Origin of the sequence: Nocardioides caricicola, assembly GCF_039541135.1 — a bacterium.
GTDB classification, from domain to species: Bacteria; Actinomycetota; Actinomycetes; order Propionibacteriales; family Nocardioidaceae; genus Nocardioides; species Nocardioides caricicola.
Map to the genome: position 1 here is coordinate 154,390 of NZ_BAABFQ010000008.1, position 20,525 is coordinate 174,914.

Here is a 20,525-nt window from a genome sequence, read left to right on the forward strand (position 1 = left end):
CTCAACCACCGCAGAAGCGGCCGGAAAGCCGGGAAGCAGCGCCAGCCCGAACCAACCCCACCCGCGTAAAAGCCCTAGCGGCGGCCAGACCGAAAGAACCCGCAAGCCACAGACACCAACGCACGTGGTTTCGAGACAGCGCCCACCCGCACCTCAGCCAGCGACAGCGGCACCGACCATCCGCAGCGCCAACAGCCGGTAGTGCGCGGCGACCTCGTCAGGGGACCAGCGGCCCTCGTCGCGGAACCAGCGGGCGACGTCGATGCCCAGGGACAGGATGGCCAGCGAGGTCATCTGCGGGTCCGGGGTGGCGAAGACACCGGCGGCGACGCCGCGGGAGACGACGTCGCGGACGACCACGTCGATGTCGTGGCGGACGGCGAGGATCACGGCCAGGCGCTCCTCGCTGAGCGCGGCGAGCTCGTAGTTGATGACCCGGGCGCCGGTGTGCGAGACCGCGTGGTCGCGCACGAAGTCCTCGACCAGGTCGCCGAGCTGGGTGACCGGGTCCGAGGAGCGAGCGACGGACGCACGCACGAGCGACAGCACCCGCTCGTGGCCGACCAGAGCGAGCTCGAAGAGCAGCTCCTCCTTGGACCGGTGGTGCACGTACAACGCAGCCGGCGACATCCCCGCGGCGGTGGAGATGTCGCGCGTCGTCGTCCCGTGGAACCCGCGCGCGCCGAACGCCTCGACCGCCGCGAGGGCGAGCCGGGTCCGGGCATCTCCGGACGGGGCGGAGGGGGTGGACGCACTCATCGGGAGCATGGTAAGCAAGCGCTTAGTCAGTCGGCAAGGAGGAGATGTGGTGCAGGGAATCGCCGGAAAGGTCGCGCTCGTGACCGGGGCCAGTCGGGGCATCGGGCTGGGCATCGCCCAACGGCTGGTCGACGAGGGTGCGAAGGTCTGCATCACCGCGCGCAAGCAGGACGTGCTCGACGAGGCGGTGAACCAGCTGGGAGCGGCGAACGCGATCGGCATCGCCGGCAAGGCCGACGACCCCGCGCACCGCGAGGACGCCGTACGCCGCACGGTCGAGACGTTCGGCAGCCTGGACCTGCTCGTGAACAACGCCGGCATCAACCCCGTCGCCGGTCCCCTTATCGACTTCGACCTCGGCGCGGCCCGCAAGACCGTCGAGGTCAACGCGCTCGGCGCGCTCGCGTGGACGCAGGAGGCGTACCGCGCCTGGATGAAGGACCACGGCGGATCCGTCGTGAACATCTCCTCGGTCTCCGGCGTGAAGCCCGCCCCGATGATCGGCATGTACGGCGCGTCCAAGGCGATGCTGATCAGCCTCACCGAGACCCTCGCCGTCGAGCTCGGACCGACGATCCGCGTGAACGCCGTGGCGCCGGCGATCGTCAAGACCGCCTTCGCCGAGCCGCTCTACCAGGGCAACGAGGACGGGGTCGCCGCCAAGTACCCGCTGCGCCGGCTCGGCGTCCCCGAGGACGTCGCCGGCTCCGTGGTCTTCCTGCTGTCCGACGACGCCGCCTGGCTGACCGGCCAGACCATCACGCTGGACGGCGGCATCACGCTCGCCGGCGGCCACTGATGCCCGCCCTGCAGGGCAAGGGCGTCGTCGTCACCGGCGCCGGCCGGGGCATCGGGCGAGCCCTCGCGACGAGGGCGGCAGCCGAGGGAGCCCGCGTGGTCGTCAACGACCTCGACGAGGCCAACGCCCACCAGGTCGCAGCCGAGATCGGCGGTACGGCGATCGCCGGTGACGTGACCGCGCCCGAGGCGCTGATCGACGCAGCGACCGAGACGCTCGGCCGCGTCGACGTCTTCTTCGCCAACGCCGGCATCGACGGCGCCGGTGGCGCGAACAGCCTGCAGACCGAGGACGACGTCTGGGACCGGGTCCTCGACGTCAACGTGATGGCGCACGTCCGCGCCGCCCGCGTGCTGGTCCCCCGCTGGCTCGACGACGGGCAGGGCGGCCGGTTCGTGGTCACCGCGTCCGCGGCCGGCCTGCTCACGATGATCGGCAGCGCGCCGTACTCCGTCACCAAGCACGCCGCGGTCGGCTTCGCCGAGTGGCTGTCCGTGACGTACGGCGCCCGCGGCATCGACGTGCACGCCATCTGCCCCCAGGGTGTGCGAACGCAGATGCTCGAGGAAGCAGGACCCTTGCAGGCACTGCTCTCCCGCGACTCCGCGCTCGAGCCCGAGCAGGTCGCCGACGCGGCGGTCGCGGCGATCGAGGACGGCCGGTTCCTCGTGCTGCCCCATCCCGAGGTCGCGGGCTACTACGTCGCCCGCGCGACCGACACCGACCGGTGGCTCGCGGGCATGCGCCGGCTGCAGCAGAAGGTCGACGACGCAGGAGGATCGAGTTGAACGACACCCCCGGACTGGACCTGACCGCCTTCCGTGGCTGGTACGACGGCCAGCGCCCCGGCGAGATCACCGGCGAGCTCAGCGGCCAGGTGATCGCCGGCGGCAAGTCCAACCTGACCTACGAGGTCACCGACGGCGAGCACCGGTGGATCGTGCGCCGGCCGCCGCTCGGGCACGTGCAGGCGACCGCGCACGACATGGGCCGTGAGTACACCGCGATGAGCGCGCTGCGCGACACCGACGTACCGGTGCCGACGACGTACGCCCACTGCGCCGACCCGGACGTGATCGGTGCGCCGTTCTACGTCATGGAGCGCATCGACGGGGTCGCCTACCGCTCGGCCAGCCAGCTCGAGCCGATCGGCCCGGAGCGCACCGCCGCGATCGCCGACCGGATGGTCGACGTGCTCGCGACCCTGCACGCGGTCGACCCGGCGGCGGTCGGGCTCGCCGAGTTCGGCCGGCCGCACGGCTTCCTGGAGCGCCAGGTGCGCCGCTGGGGCCAGCAGCTCGAGGGCTCGAAGACCACCGAGCGGCCGAACGCCGAGGAGCTGCACCGTCGGCTCACCGCACGGGTCCCCGTGGGCGACGACGAGTGGGCCGGGATCGTGCACGGCGACTACCGCCTCGACAACCTGCTCACCGGGCCCGACGACCAGATCAAGGCGGTCGTGGACTGGGAGATGGCCACGCTCGGCGACGTCCGCACCGACCTCGCGCTGCTGCTCGTCTACGACCAGATCGCCACGATCGCGGGTGGCGCGCTGGTGGCCGACGTCGCCACGGCGCCGGGATACCCGGAGCCGCAGCAGCACCTGGCGCGGTACGCCGCGACCAGTGGCCGCGACCTCGGCGACATGGGGTTCCACCTCGGACTCGCCTACTTCAAGCTCGCCGTGATCCTCGAGGGGATCCACTTCCGCTTCCTGCAGGGCGCCACGGTCGGCGAGGGGTTCGACCAGATCGGCGCCGGATTCGACCCACTCATCACCGCGGGCCTCGACGCCCTGGGAGAGGACTGACCGATGCACTTCGCACACGACGACAAGACCCAGGAGCTGATCGACCGGCTCGAGGCGTTCATGGCCGAGCGGATCGTCCCGTCCGAGCCGACGTTCCACGCCCAGCTGAAGGAGCTCGACGACCGCTGGGCCTGGACCGAGGCGCCGGTGCTGAAGGAGCTGCAGGCCGAGGCCCGCGAGCGTGGCCTCTGGAACCTCTTCCTCCCGAAGGAGCACGCCGACTCCCCCGGCCTCACCAACCTGCAGTACGCGCCGCTCGCCGAGATCACCGGCCGCTCCGGCCACCTCGCGCCCGCCGTGCTCAACTGCGCCGCGCCCGACACGGGCAACATGGAGGTGCTCTCGCTGTTCGGCACACCCGAGCAGAAGGAGCGCTGGCTGAGGCCCCTGCTGAACGCCGAGATCCGCTCGGCGTTCGCGATGACCGAGCCGGACGTCGCCTCCTCCGACGCGACCAACATCGCGACCCGCATCGAGCGCGACGGCGACGAGTACGTCCTCAACGGCCGCAAGTGGTGGATCACCGGCGCGATGAACCCGCACGCCGAGATCCTCATCGTGATGGGCAAGACCGACCCGTCGGCATCGCGGCACCAGCAGCAGAGCATGATCCTCGTCCCGCGCGACACCCCGGGACTGACCGTCGTCCGCGGGATGGAGGTCTTCGGGTACGACGACCACGAGCACGGCGGCCACGCGGAGCTGCTGTTCGAGGACGTGCGCGTCCCGGCGTCGAACCTGATCGGCCAGGAGGGCTACGGGTTCGCGATCGCCCAGGCCCGCCTGGGTCCTGGCCGCATCCACCACTGCATGCGGGCGATCGGCGTGGCCGAGGCCGCCATCGAGCTGATGTGCCGGCGCGCCACCGAGCGCGTCGCGTTCGGCCGTCCGATCGCCAACCAGGGCGTGGTCCGTGACTGGATCGCGGAGTCTCGGGTGCGCGTCGAGCAGCTGCGGCTGCTGGTGCTCAAGACCGCCTGGCTGATGGACACCGTCGGGAATCGCGGCGCGCACACCGAGATCCAGGCGATCAAGATCGCCACCCCGCAGACCGTGCAGTGGATCCTCGACAAGGCGATCCAGGTGCACGGCGCCGGCGGCCTGTCGCAGGACTTCCCGCTCGCCTCGGCGTACGCCGGCATCCGCACGCTGCGCTTCGCCGACGGCCCGGACGAGGTGCACAAGAACTCGCTCGCCAAGGCCCAGATCGCGAGGTACTCCGACGATGGATGAGTCCGAGCTGCAGCAGCGCATCGACGCGCTGCTCGCCGAGCACCCGCCGGCCAGCACCGACCGGCTCGACTTCCTGCACGCCCGCTTCGACGCCGGACTGGCCTGGGTGCACTTCCCCGAGGGCCTCGGCGGCCTCGGGCTGCCGCGCAGCATGCAGCCGGTCGTCGACAAGGCGCTCGCCAGGGCGGGAGCGCCCGACAACGACCCGCAGCGGATCGGCATCGGTCTCGGCATGGCCGCGCCGACGATCCTCGCGTTCGGCACCGAGGAGCAGAAGCGGCGCTACCTGCGGCCGCTGTGGTGCGGCGAGGAGGTCTGGTGCCAGCTGTTCTCCGAGCCGGGCGCGGGCTCCGACCTCGCCGGACTCGCGACCCGCGCGGTCCTCGACGGCGACACCTGGACCGTCAACGGCCAGAAGGTGTGGACGTCGTCGGCGCACATCGCCGACCGCGCGATCATCGTCGTCCGGACGGACCCGGACGTGCCCAAGCACGCCGGACTGTCGTACTTCATGCTCGACATGCACGACCCGGGCGTCGAGGTGCGTCCGCTGCGCCAGATCACCGGCGAGGCGGAGTTCAACGAGGTCTTCCTGACCGACGCGCGGATCCCTGACTCCGACCGGCTCGGCGAGGTCGGCGAGGGCTGGAAGGTCGCCAACGCCACGTTGAGCAGCGAGCGCGTCGCGATCGGCGGCCACGCGTTCCCGCGCGAGTTCGGCATGGTCACGAGCGTCGCGAAGACCTGGCGCGAGCGGCCCGAGCTGCGCACCCCGGAGACCCACGAGCGGTTGATGCGCGGCTGGGTCGACACCGAGGTCGCCCGGATCACCGCCACCCGGCTGCGCCAGAAGCTCGCGGCCGGCGTACCCGGCCCCGAGGGCTCGGCGATGAAGCTGACGTTCGCCAAGATCAACCAGCAGCTCTCCGGGCTCGAGGTCGACCTGCTCGGCGACGAGGGACTGCGGTACGGCGACTGGACCATGCGACGCCCGACGTTCGTCGACTTCTTCGGCCAGGACGCCGGCTTCCGGTACCTCCGCGCCAAGGGCAACTCGATCGAGGGCGGCACCTCCGAGGTGCTGCGCAACGTCGTGGCCGAGCGGATCCTCGGGCTGCCGACCGAGCCGCGCGTCGACAAGGACATCCCCTGGAAGGAGCTGCCGCGATGACCACCACTCCTGCGGACGTGAACCTGCTGCCCGACGACGTCGAGCTCGACCTGCGCGGCTCCGTGCGCAAGGTGCTCGAGAAGCACGCGCCGGTCGAGAAGCTCAACGCGATGTACGACGACACCGACGACGTCACCGCACCGCTGTGGTCGGCGTTCAGCGACCTCGGCCTCCCCGGGCTGCTCGTGCCCGAGGACCTCGGCGGCGCCGGTGCGTCGGCGCGCGAGGCCGCCGCGGTGCTGGAGGAGATCGGCCGGGCGGCCGCGCCCTCGCCGTTCCTCACGTCCTCGGTCGTCGCCACCACCGTGCTCGCCGCGCTGGGCGACACCACGGTCCTCCCGGCCCTGGCCAGTGGTGAGCAGACGGCCGCGCTGCTGGCCGGTGCGCCCGTCGGGCTGCCCGCCGACGTACTGCTGGTGCCGGAGGGCGACGCGCTGTACGCCGTACGTGGCGCCACCTCCACGACCGTCACCTCGCTCGACATGACCCGCCCGCTCGCCGACGTCGACCTCGCCGGCGCCGAGCGGACGCTGCTGTCCGAGGACGCCCGCGCGGCGATCGACACCGGTCTGCTCATGGGCGCCGGGCTGCTCGCCAGCGAGCAGGTGGGCGTCGCCCGCTGGGCGCTGGAGACGACGATCGCCTACCTCAAGGAGCGCCGGCAGTTCGGCCGGGTCGTGGGCGGGTTCCAGGCCCTCAAGCACCGGCTCGCCGACCTGTACGCCGAGGTGGAGCAGGCCGACGCCGCCGCGCGGTACGCCGCCGCCACGCTCGCCGCCAGCGACCCCGACGCGCCGGTCGCCGTGCACGTCGCCGCGTCGTACTGCAGCGAGGTCGCCGTGCACGCCACCGAGGAGGCCGTCCAGCTGCACGGCGGCCTCGGCATGACGTGGGAGCACCCGGCCCACCTGCACCTCAAGCGGGCCAAGGCCGACGCGCTGCTGCTCGGCTCCGCGGAGTCGCACCGTGCCGCGCTGGCCCTGCTCGTCGATCTCCCAGCACCGGCGGCAGGATGAGCCCATGGACCTGAGCCTGAACGACGAGCAGCAGGCGTTCCGCGACCTGGCGCGCGACTTCCTCGACCGGGAGGCGGTGCCGCACCGCACCCAGTGGGACCGCGACGAGCAGGTGGACCTCGCGATCATCCCGAAGATGGCCGAGATCGGGTTCTTCGGCCTCACCATCCCCGAGGAGTACGGCGGCCTCGGCGGCGACTACCTCACCTACGTGCTCGGCATGGAGGAGCTCGGCCGCGCGGACTCCGCGCTGCGCGGGATCGTGTCGGTGTCCAACGGCCTGTTCGGCAAGTCCGTGCTGGGCTTCGGGACCGAGGAGCAGAAGCAGGAGTGGCTGCCGCGGATCGCCGCCGGCACCGCACTGGGCTGCTTCGGCCTGACCGAGCCCGGCACCGGCTCGGACGCCGGCAACCTCACGTCGAGGGCGCGCCGCGACGGCACCGACTACGTCCTCAACGGCCAGAAGCTGTTCATCACCAACGGCACCTGGGCCGACGTCGCGCTGGTCTTCGCGCGCACCAGCGACGACGGCGCCCGCGGGGTGACGGCCTTCCTCGTCCCCACCGACGCCCCCGGCTTCGAGGCCCGCGAGATCAAGGGCAAGCTCGGGCTGCGCGGCCAGGCGACCGCGGAGCTCTTCCTCTCCGACGTCCGCGTCCCGGAGTCCGCGCGCCTCGGCGACGAGGGCCAGGGCTTCAAGATCGCGATGACCACGCTGGACAAGGGCCGCGTCTCGGTCGCGGCCGGTTGCGTCGGGATCGTCCAGGGCTGCCTGGAGTCCTCGGTGTCGTACGCGAAGGAGCGCACCCAGTTCGGCCGGCCGCTCGCGGGATTCCAGCTGGTGCAGGAGCTCATCTCCGACATGTCCGTCGACGCCGACGCCGCCCGGCTGCTGGTGTGGCGGTGTGCGGACCTGATCGACCGCGGCGAGCCGTTCGGGGTCGCCGCGTCGAAGGCGAAGCTGTTCGCGTCCGAGGCCGCCGTACGCGCTGCCAACAACGCGATCCAGGTATACGGCGGCGCCGGGTACGTCGACGAGCACCCGGCCGAGAAGTACCTCCGCGACGCCCGCGTGATGACGCTCTACGAGGGCACCAGCCAGATCCAGAAGCTGCTCATCGGTCGTGCCGAGACCGGCATCGCCGCCTTCGTGTAGGAGACCACGTTGCCTGTCGATCCCCAGCTCGCCGCCCTGCTCGAGTTCCTCGCCGCTTCAGGGAAGCCGATGTCCGAGGGCACGCCCGAGGAGGCGCGGCGCAGCTTCCGCACCCTCACGGTGGACCTCCGCGACCCGGCCACGCTGCCGGCCGTCGACGCGGTCGAGGACATCACGATCCCCGGCGCCGAGGGCGACCTCGCCGGGCGCGTCTACACGCCGGGGACGCCCGGACCCCTGCCGACGGTGGTGTTCTTCCACGGCGGCGGCTTCGTGATCGGCGACCTGGACACCCACGACCTGGTGGCGCGCACGATCGCGACCGCATGCGACGCCGTCGTCCTCTCGGTCGCCTACCGCCTCGCTCCCGAGCACCCGTGGCCGGCCGGTCTCGACGACGCGCTCGCCGCTACCCGCTGGGCCGCCGCACACCTCCCGGACCTCGGTGGCGACGACCGGCTCGCCGTCGGCGGCGACAGCGCCGGCGGCAACCTCAGCGCGATCGTGGCCCAGGCCTGCCGGGACGAGGGCCTGGCGCTGGCCGGCCAGCTGCTGATGTACCCGGTCACCGACACCGGGTCCGACCACCCGTCGATGACCGAGAACGCCGAGGGCTACCTGCTCGACCTCGCCACGATGATGTGGTTCCACCAGCAGTACACCGGGCACCTGCCCGAGCTCGACCTCGCCGACCCGCGGCTGTCCCCGCGCCACGGCGACCTCTCCCGCCTGGCGCCGGCGGTGATCGTGGTCGCGGAGTTCGACCCGCTGCGCGACGACGGCCTGGCGTACGCCGCCGCCCTCATCGACGCCGGCGTACCGGTGGAGGTGCGCAACTTCCCCGGACTGATCCACGGCTTCGCCGACCTGGGCCGGCACTCGCCCGCGGCACAGGCGGCGGTCGAGGAGACGTTCGCGCTGTTCCGGAAGGTCCTGCACGGGTAGGCAGGCCTTCCCCACTTCCCCGCCCTCCCGCACCGGCCTACATCACTCCACCTCGAGCGCGCCCTCGTCGGACTGCGCCGCGTTGCGCATCGCGAGGACGGCCCGGACGTTGGGTGCTGATCGCGTGACCTGACAACGTGGCGAACGGCTTCGAGGTGCCTCACCGGCCGCACTCCCCTGTGCGGCGGATAGACGCAGCTCGACAACCGCACTCATCGCGGCAGATGCGGATGCGTGCGCCATCCCGTCGGGTCGTGTGCCTGAGGCCGCGGCATAGCGCGTTGTCAGGCACACGACCCATCGGCCTGGTGCTGCATGGCACCCGGTCATCGGCGTGAGCGGATCGCGGTATATGCGGACGGTATCGGGCAGTGCGCGTGCCACCATGACGCTTCAGCAGATCTGAGCAACCAGGAGAGCCCGTGTCACTGCGTCGTGTGACTCCCGTACTCGCGCTCGCGGTCATGCTGACTTCGTGCGGCGATGAGAGCTCTTACGACGCCGCGAAGACCGGTTTGCGCGTCTGGCTCGCTGCCGCGCACAAGGGTGACGAGGAGGCATGCGGTCACATGACGGCTGAGTATCGTCGCCTGCTGTCTGCAGCGACCTCTGCCGACGCTCTTGCGACCGAATGCGACCTCGTCCTGGCAGCGGTCGCTTCCGATGCGATGCCAGCGCTGCCTCCTGCGAACGCGGCCATGAACGTCCCGGCATGGGATCCGTCCGGAGAGGCACTCATCGAAGTGACGAGCGATGACTCGAAGCGCGCCCGGTTCTGGATGCAGTGGGATGGCGACCGATGGCTGGTGGCAGGCCGAGAAAAGTGACTCACGTACGCGACCGCCAGTCACCTCTACCTGCAGCCACCGCTGCGGAAGATTCCTCCCGACCGATGTCGAGAACCGTCTGACGGCTTCGTCCTCGGGGTGTGCGACCACAATGGAGCACCGGAACCGAGGAGAGATCCACCATGGCGAAGTACCTGCTGCTCAAGCACTACCGCGGCGCGAAGGAGATCCCCTGCGCGCCGATGGACCAGTGGACGCCGGAGGAGGTCGAGGCGCACCTCGCGTTCATGGGCCACGTGGCGAACACCTTCCGCGAGCGCGGCGAGTTCGTCGACGCCCAGGCGCTGTCGCCGGAGGGCACGTTCGTCCGCCACGACGGCGCGGGCAAGCCACCGGTGACCGACGGGCCGTTCGCGGAGACCAAGGACCTGATCGCCGGCTGGATGGTGATCGACGTCGACTCCGTCGAGCGTGCGCACGAGGCGGCGGCGTTCCTGTCGTCCGCACCCGGCCCGGGCGGCGAGCCGATCAACGAGTGGATCGAGGTGCGCCCCTTCCTGGAGCACACCCACACCGACGTCGAGTGATGGACGCCGTCGTCCGGGACCTGACGCCCCAGGTCCTGGGTGTCCTCGTCCGCCGCGGAGCCGACTTCGCGGCGGCCGAGGACGCCGTCCAGGAGGCGCTGGTCGAGGCGGTACGCCGGTGGCCGGACGACCCGCCCGACGACCCGAAGCCGTGGCTGATCACCGTCGCCTGGCGCAAGTTCATCGACGCCAACCGACGGGAGTCCGCACGGCGCACCCGTGAGGTGCGGCTGCACGACGAGCCCGAGCCCGGACCGGCCGAGGAGCACGACGACACCCTGCAGCTGCTGTTCCTGTGCTGCCACCCGGCGCTGACGCCGGCGTCCGCGGTCGCGCTCACGCTGCGCGCGGTCGGCGGGCTCACCACCGCGCAGATAGCGGAGGCCTACCTGGTGCCGGAGCCGACGATGGGCCAGCGGATCAGCCGCGCGAAGCGCACGATCGCCGACGCCGGTGTCGGGGCGCCGGGCGACCTGTCGCGCGTGCTCAAGGTGCTGTACCTGATCTTCAACGAGGGCTACTCCGGCGACGTCGACCTGGCCGCGGAGGCGATCCGGCTCACGCGGATGCTTCGGGGCGCGAGTGACGAACCCGAGGTCGCGGGCCTGCTCGCACTGATGCTGCTCCACCACGCGCGGCGTACCGCCCGCTGGACGGAGGACGGTGCGCTCGTCCCGCTCGCCGAGCAGGACCGGTCCCGCTGGGACACCGCGCTGATCACGGAGGGCGTCGACATCCTGCAGGACGCGCTGGCGAAGGACCGGCTCGGCGAGTACCAGTGCCAGGCCGCGATCGCGGCGCTGCACTGCGACGCGCGCTCGACCGAGGAGACCGACTGGACGCAGGTCCTGGAGTGGTACGACGAGCTGGCGCGCCTCACCGACTCACCGGTGGTCGCCCTGAACCGGGCGGTCGCGGTGGGCGAGGCGGATGGTCCGCTGGCCGGGCTGCGCGCGCTGGAGACGGTGCCGGCCGACGTACCCCGCCGCGTCGCGGTCGAGGCGTGGCTGCGCGAGCGCGTTGGCGACACCGTCGTTGCGGCTGACCTCTACGTGCAGGCGGCGACAGCCGCCCGCAGCACGGCAGAGCGCGACCACCTCACGAAGCAGGCCGCGCGGCTGCGGCACGCACCAGGCTGACCACCGCGGCCGGATCCTCCACGTGCGCGTTGTGGCCGAGGCCGGGCAGGGTGACCGGGGCGGCGGCCACCATCGGGTCGTGCTCGCCGCGGGCCAGCACGACCGGGCAGGCAGCGCGCGCGAGCAGGCCCGTCATGTCCGGCACACCGACGCCGAACGTCGCCGGGTCCTGGGCGACCCGCCAGCCGTCGGATGTCTCGACCACCCCGGCGTCGGTCTCCCCGTCGACCAGTCCGGCCAGCTTGAGGTAGCGCGCGACGGCCTCGTCCCGGGTCTCGTAGAACGTCACCGGCCGCTCGGCCATCCTCCGCGCCGACGCGACGTGCTCGTCCGGCCAGTCGACCTTCACCCCGAACGCGACCACCGCGCTCGCCACGTCGGCGAGCTCCAGGGCCACCACGCCGCCCATCGAGTGACCCAAGACGACGACCTCCCGGCCCGACGGCAGCAGCGGGCGTACGGCGTCGGCGTGCCGCGCGAACGTGTACGGCGGGTCCCAGTCGCTGCGCCCGTGTCCCGGCAGGTCGACCGCCAGCCAGCCGCCGCCCCAGGCCCCCTGCACGCCCGCCCACACCTCGGCGGTCGCGCCGAGCCCGTGCAGCAGCACGAGCAGCGGTCCCTCGTCCGAACCCCCGGATCGCGACCAGATCATGGGCGCACGCTAGTCGCTACCCTCCGGATCAGGACGGGCAGTCGATCATCAGCTCCTGAGCACCGCGATCACGGCGCCCACCAGGACGGCACCGCCCAGCAGCGCCAGGGCGAAGCGGCGCCAGTCCGACGCGCCGGCCACGGCCGCGACCAGGCCGAGGAACACCGCGGTGACCGCCAGCGCCACGTCCCAGGCGCCGTACGCCCAGATCGCGCCGAGCAGCAGCCCGGCCAGGACACCGAGGACGCCGCCGGCCGGCACCATCAGTCGGCCCGGGCGGCCAGCAGCCCGAGCTCGAGCAGCAGCTTGTCGCGCGGCGTCGAGAGGGACCGCCCGGTGAGCTCCTCGATCTGCTTCGCGCGGTAGATGACGGTGTTGCGGTGGCAGTACAACGACTCGGCGGCGTGCTTGGCGGAGCCGTCGTGCTCGAGCAGCGCGACCAGCGTCTGGCGCAGGGTGTCGGCAGCGTGCGGCGGCTGCGCCAGGATCGGCGCGACCGTCTCGCGCACGAGCAGCGCCGCGACCTCCGGGCTGCCGGCGAGCAGCACCTCGGGCAGCCGCTGGCTGACCGCGACCACGCACGGCTCCCCGGCCGGCAGCGTCTCGGTCGCGCGGGTGGCGAGCTGGAACGCGGTGGCGAACCCGGCCATGCCGTCGGGCGACGACGCGACCGCGGCCCGCCCCGTCGCCAGCGGCGCCAGGTGCTCGGCGAGCTGGGCGTCGCGCGGCAGGTCGCCGGCGAGCAGCCCGAAGTACAGCCCGCCGCGCACGTGCCAGTGCGAGACGATCCCGAGCCGCTCCAGGCGGTCGGTGGACGCGATCAGCGGCTCGTCGAGCGACCCGTCGTACGGCGCCACCACGCACGCGACCGACATCTCACCACCGATGCCGAGCGCCTCGCGGGCCTCGGTCGCGAAGTCGGGGTCGGCGCCGCGCCCCTCGACCAGCGCGTCCAGCGTGCTCTGCTGGCGCTGCAGGTCGCGACGCTGCAGCCGCGCGCTCTCGCGCCGGTAGGCCTCGATGAACACGGCGTTCTGCACGTCGAGCGCCGACCAGACCTGCTGGCCCGCGATCAGCAGCACCTGCTCCTCGACGTTGTCGACGGCGCCCTGCGCGAGCAGCGCCTCCCAGAGCACGCGGGTGCCGAGCGTGTAGGCGTTGAGCACCAGCTCCATCGGGATCCCCTGCCGGGCCCGCCGGCGACCGGTCTCGCGCCACAGCTCGGCCGTCACGTGGGTGGCCTCGGCGACGCCGGCCATCGCCTCGATCCCGTGCCGCACGTGGTCGCGGGTGCTCGCCCGGACGTCGACCTGGAACTCCGGGCCGGTCCGCTCGTAGAGCTCGGCGTCCTTCTCCAGCAGCGACAGGCAGATGTCGTCGGCGACGGCGTCGGCCTGCCCGAGGACGGACATCCACGCCTCCGCAACCTGGGCCTCGAGAGCAGGCGTCACCTCCCCGGCGAACGGACGCATGCAGGCACCATCGCACCCGGAGCACAAAATGCGCCAGACCCACCCCCAGGACATGGCGCTCCGCCCGAGACCTGTTGGGCGCAGCGCCCAATGCGCTTCCTGTGCGCTCCGACCAAGGTGGTGCCCGTCACAGTCCGGGCCGTGAGGGAGGAACGCCGTGCCGGGTTCCACCACCGGGTTCGCGATCCGCGGGGTGACCGTGCGGTTCGGCGGCCTGACGGCGCTGTCGGAGGTCTCGCTCACCGCCGCCCCGCACGAGGTGCTCGGTGTCATCGGACCGAACGGCGCCGGCAAGACCACGCTGTTCAACGTCGCGTGCGGCTTCGTCCGCCCCGACGAGGGGACGCTCCACTGGCGCGGCGAGGACCGGCCGGCCCTGCGGCCGCACGACCTCGCCGGGCTCGGCATCGCGCGCACCCTGCAGGGCCTCGGCCTGTTCGACAAGATGACGGTGCTCGACAACGTGCTCGTCGGCGCCGACCGGGCCGCGGCCGCCGGCTTCTGGTCCGGGCTCCTCGGGCTGCGCCGGTCGACCCGCGACGAGGCCGCGCTCCGTGGTCGCGCGATGAGCGCCCTCGACGAGCTGGGCGTGGCGTCGTACGCCGCCCGCTACCCCGGCAGCCTCCCCTACGCGCTGCGCAAGAAGGTCGCGCTGGCTCGGGCGCTGGTCGCCGAGCCCGACCTGCTGCTGCTCGACGAGCCGGCCAGCGGCCTCTCCGACGAGGAGATGGCCGAGCTCGGTGAACGGCTGCGGGCGCTCACCGACCGGATGGCGATCATGCTCGTCGAGCACCACATGGACCTGGTGATGTCGGTGTGCGACCGGCTGGTCGTGCTCGACTTCGGCAAGGTGATCGCCACCGGCACACCCGCGGACGTCAAGGACGACCCGGCCGTCCGCGCCGCCTACCTCGGCGAGGCCGTCGGATGATCGAGGTCCGCGAGCTCTCCGCGTCGTACGGCGCGGTCCACGCGCTGCGCGACGTCAGCTTCACCGCGCCGACCGGCGAGGTGACCGCGGTGCTCGGCGCCAACGGCGCCGGCAAGACCACCCTGCTCCGCACCATCACCGGCCTGGTGCGCGCCCGGGCCGGGAGCGCGACGTACGACGGCCGAGAGCTGACCCGCACCGCGCCGGAGCTGATGCCGCGGCTCGGCATCGCGCACGTGCCCGAGGGCCGCGGCGTGATCACCGAGCTGACGGTCGAGGAGAACCTCCGCCTCGGAGGCCTCGGTCGCGGCCGCGGCAAGGCGGGCGCCGAGCAGCTCGACCGGATCTACGCGCTGTTCCCCGCGGTCGCCGACCGGCGCTCCGCGCTCGCACACACGCTGTCCGGCGGCGAACGGCAGATGCTCGTGCTCGGTCGCGCGCTGATGGCCGAGCCCACCGCGCTGCTCCTCGACGAGCCGTCCCTGGGCCTCGCGCCACGCATCGTCGCGCAGCTCTTCGAGCTCGTGCAGACGCTCGTGGCCGAGGAGGGCCTGACCGTGCTGCTGGTCGAGCAGAACGCCCGCAGCGCCTTGTCGATCGCGCACCGCGGCGTCGTGCTCAGCCTCGGCCGCGTGGTCGTCGACGACCGCGCCGACGTGCTCGCCGGCGACGACCAGCTCCGACACGCCTACCTCGGGTTCTGACAGGAGGAACCGTGCAGCAGCTCGTGAACACCCTCCTCGGCGGCCTGACGCTCGGCATGGTCTACGCCGCCTTCGCGCTGGCGCTGGTGCTGATCTGGCGCTCGACGCGCATCGTGAACTTCGCCCAGGCGCCGATGGCGATGGTCACGACGTTCGTCGCGCTGCGGATCATCGAGGGCGGTCACTCCTACTGGCTCGCCTTCGCCGCCGCCCTGCTGGCCGGCCTCGTGCTCGGCGCCGTCGTGGAGCGGGTGCTGGTCCGGCCGGTCGAGGGCAAGGCCGAGCTCAACGCCGTCATCCTCACCCTCGGGCTGTTCATCGTCCTGCACGCGCTCGCGTCGGTCGTGTTCGGCAACCGCTACCGATCGTTCCCGGCCGCGTTCGGCATCCGCGGCATGGAGGTCGGCGACATGACGATCGCGCTGACCGGCTTCGGGATCTTCACGATCCTCGCGGTGCTCGCGGTGATGGGGCTGCTCGTGCTGCTGTTCCGGTTCACCGACCTCGGCCTGCGGATGCGCGCGGCGGCGTACAACCAGGAGGTCGCCCGGCTGCTCGGCGTCCGCGTCGGGCACATGCTCACCCTGGGCTGGGCGCTGGCGTCGTTGGTGGGCTCGCTGGCCGGGCTCCTCATCGCCGGCGGCAGTCTCGTGCACCCCGCCTACATGGACGCGGTCGTCGTCTACGGCTTCGTCGCCGCCGTGCTCGGCGGCCTCGACAGTCCCGCCGGCGCGGTCGTCGGCGGGCTGCTGCTCGGTGTCTCGCTGAGCCTGGTGTCGGGGTACGTCGGATCCGAGCTGGTCGCCCTCGCCGCGCTCGCGATCCTCATGGTCGTGCTGCTGCTGCGGCCCCGGGGGCTGTTCGCCCAGGCCCGGGAGCGGCGCGTATGACCCGGGTCAGCGCGCTGCTGCGCAGCCATCTCGTCCTGGCCGCCCTCGGGGTGGTCGTGATCGTGCTGGTGCTCACGTCGGTCAACGACTTCCGCGCCGTCCAGCTCACCCAGATGGCCTACCTCGGCATCGCCGCGGGCGGCCTGACGATCCTCACCGGGCTCAACGGCCAGATCTCGCTGGGCCACGGCGCGCTGATGGCGATCGGCGCGTACACGACCGCGCTCCTCCTCCAGGACGAGGACCCCGCCCTGCCGCTGCTGGCGGTGCTCGTGGTCGCGACGGTGGTCACCCTCGCGGTCGGTGCCGTGATCGGGATCGCCGCCGCCCGCCTGCACGGCCCGTACCTCGCCGGTGCCACCCTGGCGCTCGCCGTCGCCGTCCCCGGCATCGCGCTCTACTTCGGCGACACCCTCGGCGGCGAGCAGGGCCTGCGGGTACGGGTCCCCGACGCACCGGACTGGGTGCTCGACGCGGCGTACTTCGTCACCGGCCAGGACCTCACCCCCAGCAAGTACGTCGCCTTCCTCGGCTGGTTCACGCTCGTGGTCGCCTACGTCGGCCTCGCGAACCTCTCGCGCAGCCGGGTCGGCCGCCGCTGGCGCGCCGTCCGCGACGACGACGTCGCGGCGGAGGTCGCCGGCATCGAGCTCGGCCGCGCGCGCGTCTCGGCGTTCGTCGTGAGCGCCGCCGCGGCCGGCGCCGCCGGCTTCGTGATGGCGGTGTCGGTGCGGCTGGCCGCACCGAGCGGGTTCTCCCTCACGCTCAGCCTCACCCTGCTGACCGCCGTCGTGCTCGGCGGCCTGGGGAGCCTGGCCGGCGCGCTCGTGGGCGCCGCGCTGCTGACGTTCCTGCCCGGCGTCATCACCGACGCGGGTGTCGCCGCCGGCCTCGACGACATCCGGGCCGCGGAGCTCGCCCCGCTGGTCTACGGGGTCGTGCTGGTCGCGGTCATCCTGCTCGCCCCCTCCGGTCTCGTCGGCAGCCTGCGATCCGTCTGGCTGCGCCACCGCACCACCGTCAAAGGAGAAACGCCATGAGGACACGACACAGGAGGTTGGCCGGCGCGGTCAGCATCCTCACTTCCCTGCTCCTGGTCGCCGCCTGCGGCGCCGGCGGGCGCTCCGACGACGACGGCGCCGGTGACGGCGGCAGCGCGTCCGACGTCGGCGTCACCGCGGACTCCATCACGGTCGGCGGCACGTTCCCGCTCACCGGCGTGGCCGCCCCCGGCTACAGCGAGATCCCCACCGGTGCTCAGGCGTACTTCGACTGGGTCAACGACAACGGCGGCGTCTACGGCCGCTCGATCGACTTCGAGGTCAAGGACGACGGCTACGACCCGACCAAGACCAGCAGCCTCACCAACGAGCTCGTGCTCCAGGACCAGGTCTTCGCGACCGTCGGGTCGCTCGGCACGCCCACCCACAGCGCGGTCGTGGACTTCCTCAACGACGAGGGAGTGCCCGACCTGTTCGTGTCCTCGGGCTCGCTGGGCTGGGGCGACGACCCGGAGGCGCGGCCGATGACGTTCGGCTGGCAGCCCGACTACGAGATCGAGGGCAAGATCATCGGGCAGTACGTCGCCGAGGAGATGCCCGACGCCAAGGTCGGCCTCTTCCTGCAGGACGACGACTTCGGCGCGGACGCCGAGAAGGGCGCCCGCCAGTTCCTCGACTCGCAGATCGTCGACGTGCAGCGCTACACGTCGGGCAACACCGACATCGGCCCGCAGATCGCCGGGCTCCAGGCGAGCAAGCCCGACATCGTGCTGGCGTTCACGACCCCGTCGTACACGGCGCTCGCCCAGCTGGTCTCGCTCAAGCTCGGCTTCGCACCGCAGTGGTACGTGTCCAACGTCGGCTCCGACCCGGCGCTCGTGGGCTCGCTGCTCGAGCAGTTCTCGGAGGGTGCCGTGCCCGGTGACGCCTCGGCACTCAACGGCGTGATGACGTCGGAGTACATCCCCGGCATCGACGCGCAGGACGACCCGTGGGTCCAGCTGTGGCAGCAGGTCTGGGACGCGCACGGCGCCAAGGGGGAGCTGACCAACTACCGGATCTACGGCATGTCGTGGGCCTACACGTTCGTCCAGGCGCTGCAGGCGGCCGGCGAGGACCTCACCCGCGAGGGGCTCGTCGACGCGCTCGAGGAGGTCGGCTCGTCGCTCGAGGGCCCCAACCTCGCGCCGTACCGCTACAGCGAGGACAGCCACCTCGGCATCTCCGGCCTGCAGCTGGTGGAGCTGGAGAACGGCGCCGGCCAGCCGCTGACCGACGTCCTCGTCACCGACATCGGCGACGCGGAGATCGCGACCGACGACTCCGGCCAGGCCGACGACGGACCGCCGGAGGACGGCATTCCGGACGTCGACGCCGTGGAGTAGCCGGATCCACGAGAATCCGGTCGTGACCCACCACGACTGGACTGCCCTCCTGACGGCGGCGACCGACGACTTCGCCCGCATCACCGGCGAGGTCGACCCGGTCGCCGCCGTACCCGCCTGCCCCGGCTGGACGGTCGCCGACCTGGTCGACCACCTCGGCGGCGTCCACCAGTGGGCGCGGCACGCGGTGGTCGCGGGCAACCCGGACGGGAAGCCGGCGCCGCTCACGGGCGACCCGGCGCGGTGGTACGCCGGCCACGCCCGCGCGCTGGTCGACGCGCTCGCCGAGCCCAGCGCGCCCGCCTGGACCTTCGGCACCGAGCAGACCGTCGCGTGGTGGCTGCGCCGGCAGACCCACGAGACGCTCATGCACACCCGGGACCTGCTCGACGCGGCCGGCCGGGTCGACGAGTGGCTGATCGACCCGGAGCTCGCGTGGGACGGCGTCCGCGAGGTCGCGACCGAGTTCTACCCGCGCCAGGTGCGGCTCGGCCGCACCGAGCCGGTCCCGGGCACGCTGAGGCTCGTGGCCACCGACCTGGAGGTCGACCCGGTCGTCGTGGGCGACGCGCTTCCGGAGGTCGAGGTGCGCGCCCCGGCGACGGACGTGCTGCTGATGCTCTGGCACCGCACGGTGTCCGACGACCCGGCGGCGGCCGCGCTGCTGGCGCTGCCGATCGCTCCCTAGCCTGCGGCGCGGGTCTCCAGCACCCGGAACCCCTTGGCGCTCGCGAGCCGCTCGGTCGGCCAGCCCTGCTCGCCGAGCCAGCGCTGCAGCGAGTCGGCGCCAAGGTTCTTCCCGACGACCATCACCATCCGCCCGTCCGGGGCGAGCCGCGGCAGCCAGGTCAGCAGCAGCTCGTGCAGCGCCTGCTTGCCGATCCGGATGGGCGGGTTCGACCAGATCTCGTCGTACACCTCGTTGGTCGGAACCTGCTCGGGACGGCAGGCGATGAACCGGCCCTGCACGCCCATGGCCCTCGCGTTCTCGTTCGCGAGCAGGAGCGCGCGGTCGTTGACGTCGACGGCGGTGATCGAGGCGAGCGGCACCGCGGCGGCGATCGCCAGCCCGATCGCGCCGTACCCGCAGCCCAGGTCGAGGAAGCGGCCCTGCACGGGCGGCTCGGTCTCGCGGAAGAGGATCGCGGTCGCGTGGTCGAGGTGCCCGCGGCTGAACACGCCCGACCCGCTGACCAGGGTCAGCTCGTGGCCCCACACCTCGCAGGTGAACGTCTCGCGCTCGAACGGCACCGCCGGGTCCGCGCTGAAGTAGTGGTCCTGCTCGTCACTCACCGGCAATCCTCTTCGCCCTCGTCTGTACGGCGCGCGCCTCGAGCTCGGCGTCGGCCGGGTAGGCGACCTCCTCCAGGGTCAGCCCGTGTGCGTGCACGACCGCCACCGCGGGGTTCCGCGCCTCCGCCGACAGGATCTCCCCCGCCCACGACACCGGTTGCCGGCCCTCGCCGATCGCGATCAGGCAGCCGACCAGGGAGCGCACCATGCTGTGGCAGAACGCATCGGCCCGGACCGTGCCGACGAGCACGCCGTCCTCGCCGCGGACCCAGAACAGCTCCTCCAGGGTGCGGATCGTGGTCGCGCCCTCCCGCTGCTTGCAGAACGACGCGAAGTCGTGGCGGCCGACCAGCAGCGCCGACGCCGCGTTCATCGCGTCCAGATCCAGCGGCCGCGGCCAGGCCAGCACGTGGTTGCGGGTCAGCGGGTCCACGGACTCGGCGCGGTCGGCGATCCGGTAGGCGTAGCGCCGCCACAGCGCACCGAAGCGGGCATCGAACCCGCCCGGCGCCTCGACCGCGCGGTGGACGCGCACGTCCGCGGGCAGGATCCCGTTGAGCCGGCGCACGAGTGGCGCGGGGTCGATCGGCTCCTCCACGTCGAGATGCACGACCTGCCCGCGCGCGTGCACGCCCGCGTCGGTCCGCCCTGCGCACACCACCGCCACCGACTCGACGCGGAGCAGGGTCGCGAGCGCCGCCTGCAGCTCGCCCTGCACGGTCCGCAGCCGCGGCTGGGCGGCCCAGCCGTGGAAGGCCGAGCCGTCGTAGGCGAGGTCGAGGCGGATGCGCACG

General features: G+C 72.4%; 23 protein-coding genes. 17 read left to right on the forward strand and 6 right to left on the reverse strand.

The window, feature by feature from the left end:
• Window positions 1-153: 153 nt before the first annotated feature.
• Window positions 154-759 carry a TetR/AcrR family transcriptional regulator gene (locus tag ABD875_RS18270; RefSeq protein ID WP_345180840.1) on the reverse strand — a complete coding sequence of 202 codons (606 nt, stop codon included), beginning with the start codon at window positions 757-759 and terminating at the stop codon, window positions 154-156.
• 7 nt (window positions 760-766) lie between these two features.
• Here ABD875_RS18270 and ABD875_RS18275 point away from each other — a divergent pair, with 7 nt between their 5' ends.
• From ABD875_RS18275 to ABD875_RS18325, 11 genes are all read left to right on the forward strand, one after another.
• On the forward strand, window positions 767-1,558 hold the full coding sequence (locus ABD875_RS18275; protein ID WP_345180842.1) for an SDR family oxidoreductase: 792 nt from the start codon (window positions 767-769) through the stop codon (window positions 1,556-1,558).
• Window positions 1,558-2,346 (forward strand): SDR family NAD(P)-dependent oxidoreductase, encoded by a 789-nt coding sequence (locus ABD875_RS18280; RefSeq protein ID WP_345180844.1) that lies wholly within the window; start codon window positions 1,558-1,560, stop codon window positions 2,344-2,346. The genes ABD875_RS18275 and ABD875_RS18280 overlap by 1 nt, the downstream gene beginning before the upstream one ends.
• Window positions 2,343-3,368: a phosphotransferase family protein gene (locus ABD875_RS18285; RefSeq protein WP_345180847.1), complete on the forward strand. Its 1,026-nt coding sequence runs from the start codon at window positions 2,343-2,345 to the stop codon at window positions 3,366-3,368. The genes ABD875_RS18280 and ABD875_RS18285 overlap by 4 nt, the downstream gene beginning before the upstream one ends.
• A gap of 3 nt (window positions 3,369-3,371) precedes the next feature.
• The gene (locus tag ABD875_RS18290; protein WP_345180849.1) at window positions 3,372-4,601 is read left to right on the forward strand and encodes an acyl-CoA dehydrogenase family protein; all 1,230 of its coding nucleotides are present in this window, start codon (window positions 3,372-3,374) and stop codon (window positions 4,599-4,601) included.
• Entirely contained in the window at window positions 4,594-5,772 is a 1,179-nt protein-coding gene (locus ABD875_RS18295; protein WP_345180851.1) for an acyl-CoA dehydrogenase family protein, read from the forward strand. The genes ABD875_RS18290 and ABD875_RS18295 overlap by 8 nt, the downstream gene beginning before the upstream one ends.
• Complete coding sequence (locus ABD875_RS18300; protein ID WP_345180853.1) at window positions 5,769-6,788, forward strand: acyl-CoA dehydrogenase family protein; 1,020 nt, start codon at window positions 5,769-5,771, stop codon at window positions 6,786-6,788. The genes ABD875_RS18295 and ABD875_RS18300 overlap by 4 nt, the downstream gene beginning before the upstream one ends.
• Before the next feature lie 4 nt (window positions 6,789-6,792).
• Entirely contained in the window at window positions 6,793-7,944 is a 1,152-nt protein-coding gene (locus ABD875_RS18305) for an acyl-CoA dehydrogenase family protein (RefSeq protein WP_345180855.1), read from the forward strand.
• 9 nt (window positions 7,945-7,953) lie between these two features.
• The gene (locus tag ABD875_RS18310; RefSeq protein WP_345180857.1) at window positions 7,954-8,889 is read left to right on the forward strand and encodes an alpha/beta hydrolase; all 936 of its coding nucleotides are present in this window, start codon (window positions 7,954-7,956) and stop codon (window positions 8,887-8,889) included.
• Between the two features lie 422 nt (window positions 8,890-9,311).
• A complete protein-coding gene (locus tag ABD875_RS18315) occupies window positions 9,312-9,716 on the forward strand; it encodes a hypothetical protein (protein WP_345180859.1) in 405 nt (134 codons plus the stop codon).
• 143 nt (window positions 9,717-9,859) lie between these two features.
• On the forward strand, window positions 9,860-10,264 hold the full coding sequence (locus ABD875_RS18320) for a YciI family protein (RefSeq protein WP_345180860.1): 405 nt from the start codon (window positions 9,860-9,862) through the stop codon (window positions 10,262-10,264).
• Complete coding sequence (locus ABD875_RS18325; RefSeq protein ID WP_345180862.1) at window positions 10,264-11,403, forward strand: RNA polymerase sigma factor; 1,140 nt, start codon at window positions 10,264-10,266, stop codon at window positions 11,401-11,403. The genes ABD875_RS18320 and ABD875_RS18325 overlap by 1 nt, the downstream gene beginning before the upstream one ends.
• On the opposite strand, the gene ABD875_RS18330 is transcribed toward ABD875_RS18325, so the two are convergent.
• The 3 genes from ABD875_RS18330 to ABD875_RS18340 are packed head-to-tail and all read right to left on the reverse strand — an operon-like array spanning window position 11,363 to window position 13,527.
• Complete coding sequence (locus tag ABD875_RS18330) at window positions 11,363-12,055, reverse strand: alpha/beta fold hydrolase (protein WP_345180864.1); 693 nt, start codon at window positions 12,053-12,055, stop codon at window positions 11,363-11,365. The two genes, ABD875_RS18325 and ABD875_RS18330, sit on opposite strands and share 41 nt — an antisense overlap.
• Window positions 12,056-12,103: 48 nt before the next feature.
• On the reverse strand, window positions 12,104-12,319 hold the full coding sequence (locus ABD875_RS18335; RefSeq protein ID WP_345180866.1) for a hypothetical protein: 216 nt from the start codon (window positions 12,317-12,319) through the stop codon (window positions 12,104-12,106).
• Window positions 12,319-13,527 carry a PucR family transcriptional regulator gene (locus ABD875_RS18340; protein WP_345180868.1) on the reverse strand — a complete coding sequence of 403 codons (1,209 nt, stop codon included), beginning with the start codon at window positions 13,525-13,527 and terminating at the stop codon, window positions 12,319-12,321. Before ABD875_RS18340 ends, ABD875_RS18335 begins: the two co-directional genes overlap by 1 nt.
• A 157-nt stretch (window positions 13,528-13,684) precedes the next feature.
• Between ABD875_RS18340 and ABD875_RS18345 the strand changes: the two genes are divergently transcribed.
• From ABD875_RS18345 to ABD875_RS18370, 6 genes are read left to right on the forward strand one after another with little or no spacing between them, the layout of a single operon-like run.
• Window positions 13,685-14,458: an ABC transporter ATP-binding protein gene (locus ABD875_RS18345; RefSeq protein ID WP_345180870.1), complete on the forward strand. Its 774-nt coding sequence runs from the start codon at window positions 13,685-13,687 to the stop codon at window positions 14,456-14,458.
• Window positions 14,455-15,162 carry an ABC transporter ATP-binding protein gene (locus tag ABD875_RS18350; RefSeq protein ID WP_345180871.1) on the forward strand — a complete coding sequence of 236 codons (708 nt, stop codon included), beginning with the start codon at window positions 14,455-14,457 and terminating at the stop codon, window positions 15,160-15,162. Before ABD875_RS18345 ends, ABD875_RS18350 begins: the two co-directional genes overlap by 4 nt.
• Window positions 15,163-15,173: 11 nt before the next feature.
• On the forward strand, window positions 15,174-16,052 hold the full coding sequence (locus tag ABD875_RS18355; protein ID WP_345180872.1) for a branched-chain amino acid ABC transporter permease: 879 nt from the start codon (window positions 15,174-15,176) through the stop codon (window positions 16,050-16,052).
• Entirely contained in the window at window positions 16,049-17,092 is a 1,044-nt protein-coding gene (locus tag ABD875_RS18360; RefSeq protein ID WP_345180874.1) for a branched-chain amino acid ABC transporter permease, read from the forward strand. Before ABD875_RS18355 ends, ABD875_RS18360 begins: the two co-directional genes overlap by 4 nt.
• Window positions 17,089-18,438, forward strand: coding sequence for an ABC transporter substrate-binding protein (locus ABD875_RS18365; RefSeq protein WP_345180876.1), 1,350 nt, complete (start codon window positions 17,089-17,091; stop codon window positions 18,436-18,438). Before ABD875_RS18360 ends, ABD875_RS18365 begins: the two co-directional genes overlap by 4 nt.
• Before the next feature lie 22 nt (window positions 18,439-18,460).
• Window positions 18,461-19,126 carry a maleylpyruvate isomerase family mycothiol-dependent enzyme gene (locus ABD875_RS18370; RefSeq protein WP_345180878.1) on the forward strand — a complete coding sequence of 222 codons (666 nt, stop codon included), beginning with the start codon at window positions 18,461-18,463 and terminating at the stop codon, window positions 19,124-19,126.
• Here the strand turns inward: ABD875_RS18370 and ABD875_RS18375 are convergent.
• Window positions 19,123-19,731, reverse strand: coding sequence for a class I SAM-dependent methyltransferase (locus ABD875_RS18375; protein WP_345180880.1), 609 nt, complete (start codon window positions 19,729-19,731; stop codon window positions 19,123-19,125). The genes ABD875_RS18370 and ABD875_RS18375 overlap by 4 nt on opposite strands.
• Window positions 19,724-20,524, reverse strand: coding sequence for a tRNA pseudouridine(38-40) synthase TruA (truA, locus tag ABD875_RS18380; RefSeq protein WP_345180883.1), 801 nt, complete (start codon window positions 20,522-20,524; stop codon window positions 19,724-19,726). The genes ABD875_RS18375 and truA overlap by 8 nt, the downstream gene beginning before the upstream one ends.
• Window position 20,525: the final 1 nt, after the last annotated feature.

Coding starts and splice junctions, on each gene's coding strand:
- ABD875_RS18270 (WP_345180840.1), bottom strand. CDS start 759: ATGAGTGCGTCCACCCCCTCCGCCCCGTCCGGAGATGCCCGGACCCGG.
- ABD875_RS18275 (WP_345180842.1), top strand. CDS start 767: ATGGTAAGCAAGCGCTTAGTCAGTCGGCAAGGAGGAGATGTGGTGCAG.
- ABD875_RS18280 (WP_345180844.1), top strand. CDS start 1,558: ATGCCCGCCCTGCAGGGCAAGGGCGTCGTCGTCACCGGCGCCGGCCGG.
- ABD875_RS18290 (WP_345180849.1), top strand. CDS start 3,372: ATGCACTTCGCACACGACGACAAGACCCAGGAGCTGATCGACCGGCTC.
- ABD875_RS18295 (WP_345180851.1), top strand. CDS start 4,594: ATGGATGAGTCCGAGCTGCAGCAGCGCATCGACGCGCTGCTCGCCGAG.
- ABD875_RS18300 (WP_345180853.1), top strand. CDS start 5,769: ATGACCACCACTCCTGCGGACGTGAACCTGCTGCCCGACGACGTCGAG.
- ABD875_RS18305 (WP_345180855.1), top strand. CDS start 6,793: ATGGACCTGAGCCTGAACGACGAGCAGCAGGCGTTCCGCGACCTGGCG.
- ABD875_RS18320 (WP_345180860.1), top strand. CDS start 9,860: ATGGCGAAGTACCTGCTGCTCAAGCACTACCGCGGCGCGAAGGAGATC.
- ABD875_RS18325 (WP_345180862.1), top strand. CDS start 10,264: ATGGACGCCGTCGTCCGGGACCTGACGCCCCAGGTCCTGGGTGTCCTC.
- ABD875_RS18330 (WP_345180864.1), bottom strand. CDS start 12,055: ATGATCTGGTCGCGATCCGGGGGTTCGGACGAGGGACCGCTGCTCGTG.
- ABD875_RS18335 (WP_345180866.1), bottom strand. CDS start 12,319: ATGGTGCCGGCCGGCGGCGTCCTCGGTGTCCTGGCCGGGCTGCTGCTC.
- ABD875_RS18340 (WP_345180868.1), bottom strand. CDS start 13,527: ATGCGTCCGTTCGCCGGGGAGGTGACGCCTGCTCTCGAGGCCCAGGTT.
- ABD875_RS18350 (WP_345180871.1), top strand. CDS start 14,455: ATGATCGAGGTCCGCGAGCTCTCCGCGTCGTACGGCGCGGTCCACGCG.
- ABD875_RS18360 (WP_345180874.1), top strand. CDS start 16,049: ATGACCCGGGTCAGCGCGCTGCTGCGCAGCCATCTCGTCCTGGCCGCC.
- ABD875_RS18365 (WP_345180876.1), top strand. CDS start 17,089: ATGAGGACACGACACAGGAGGTTGGCCGGCGCGGTCAGCATCCTCACT.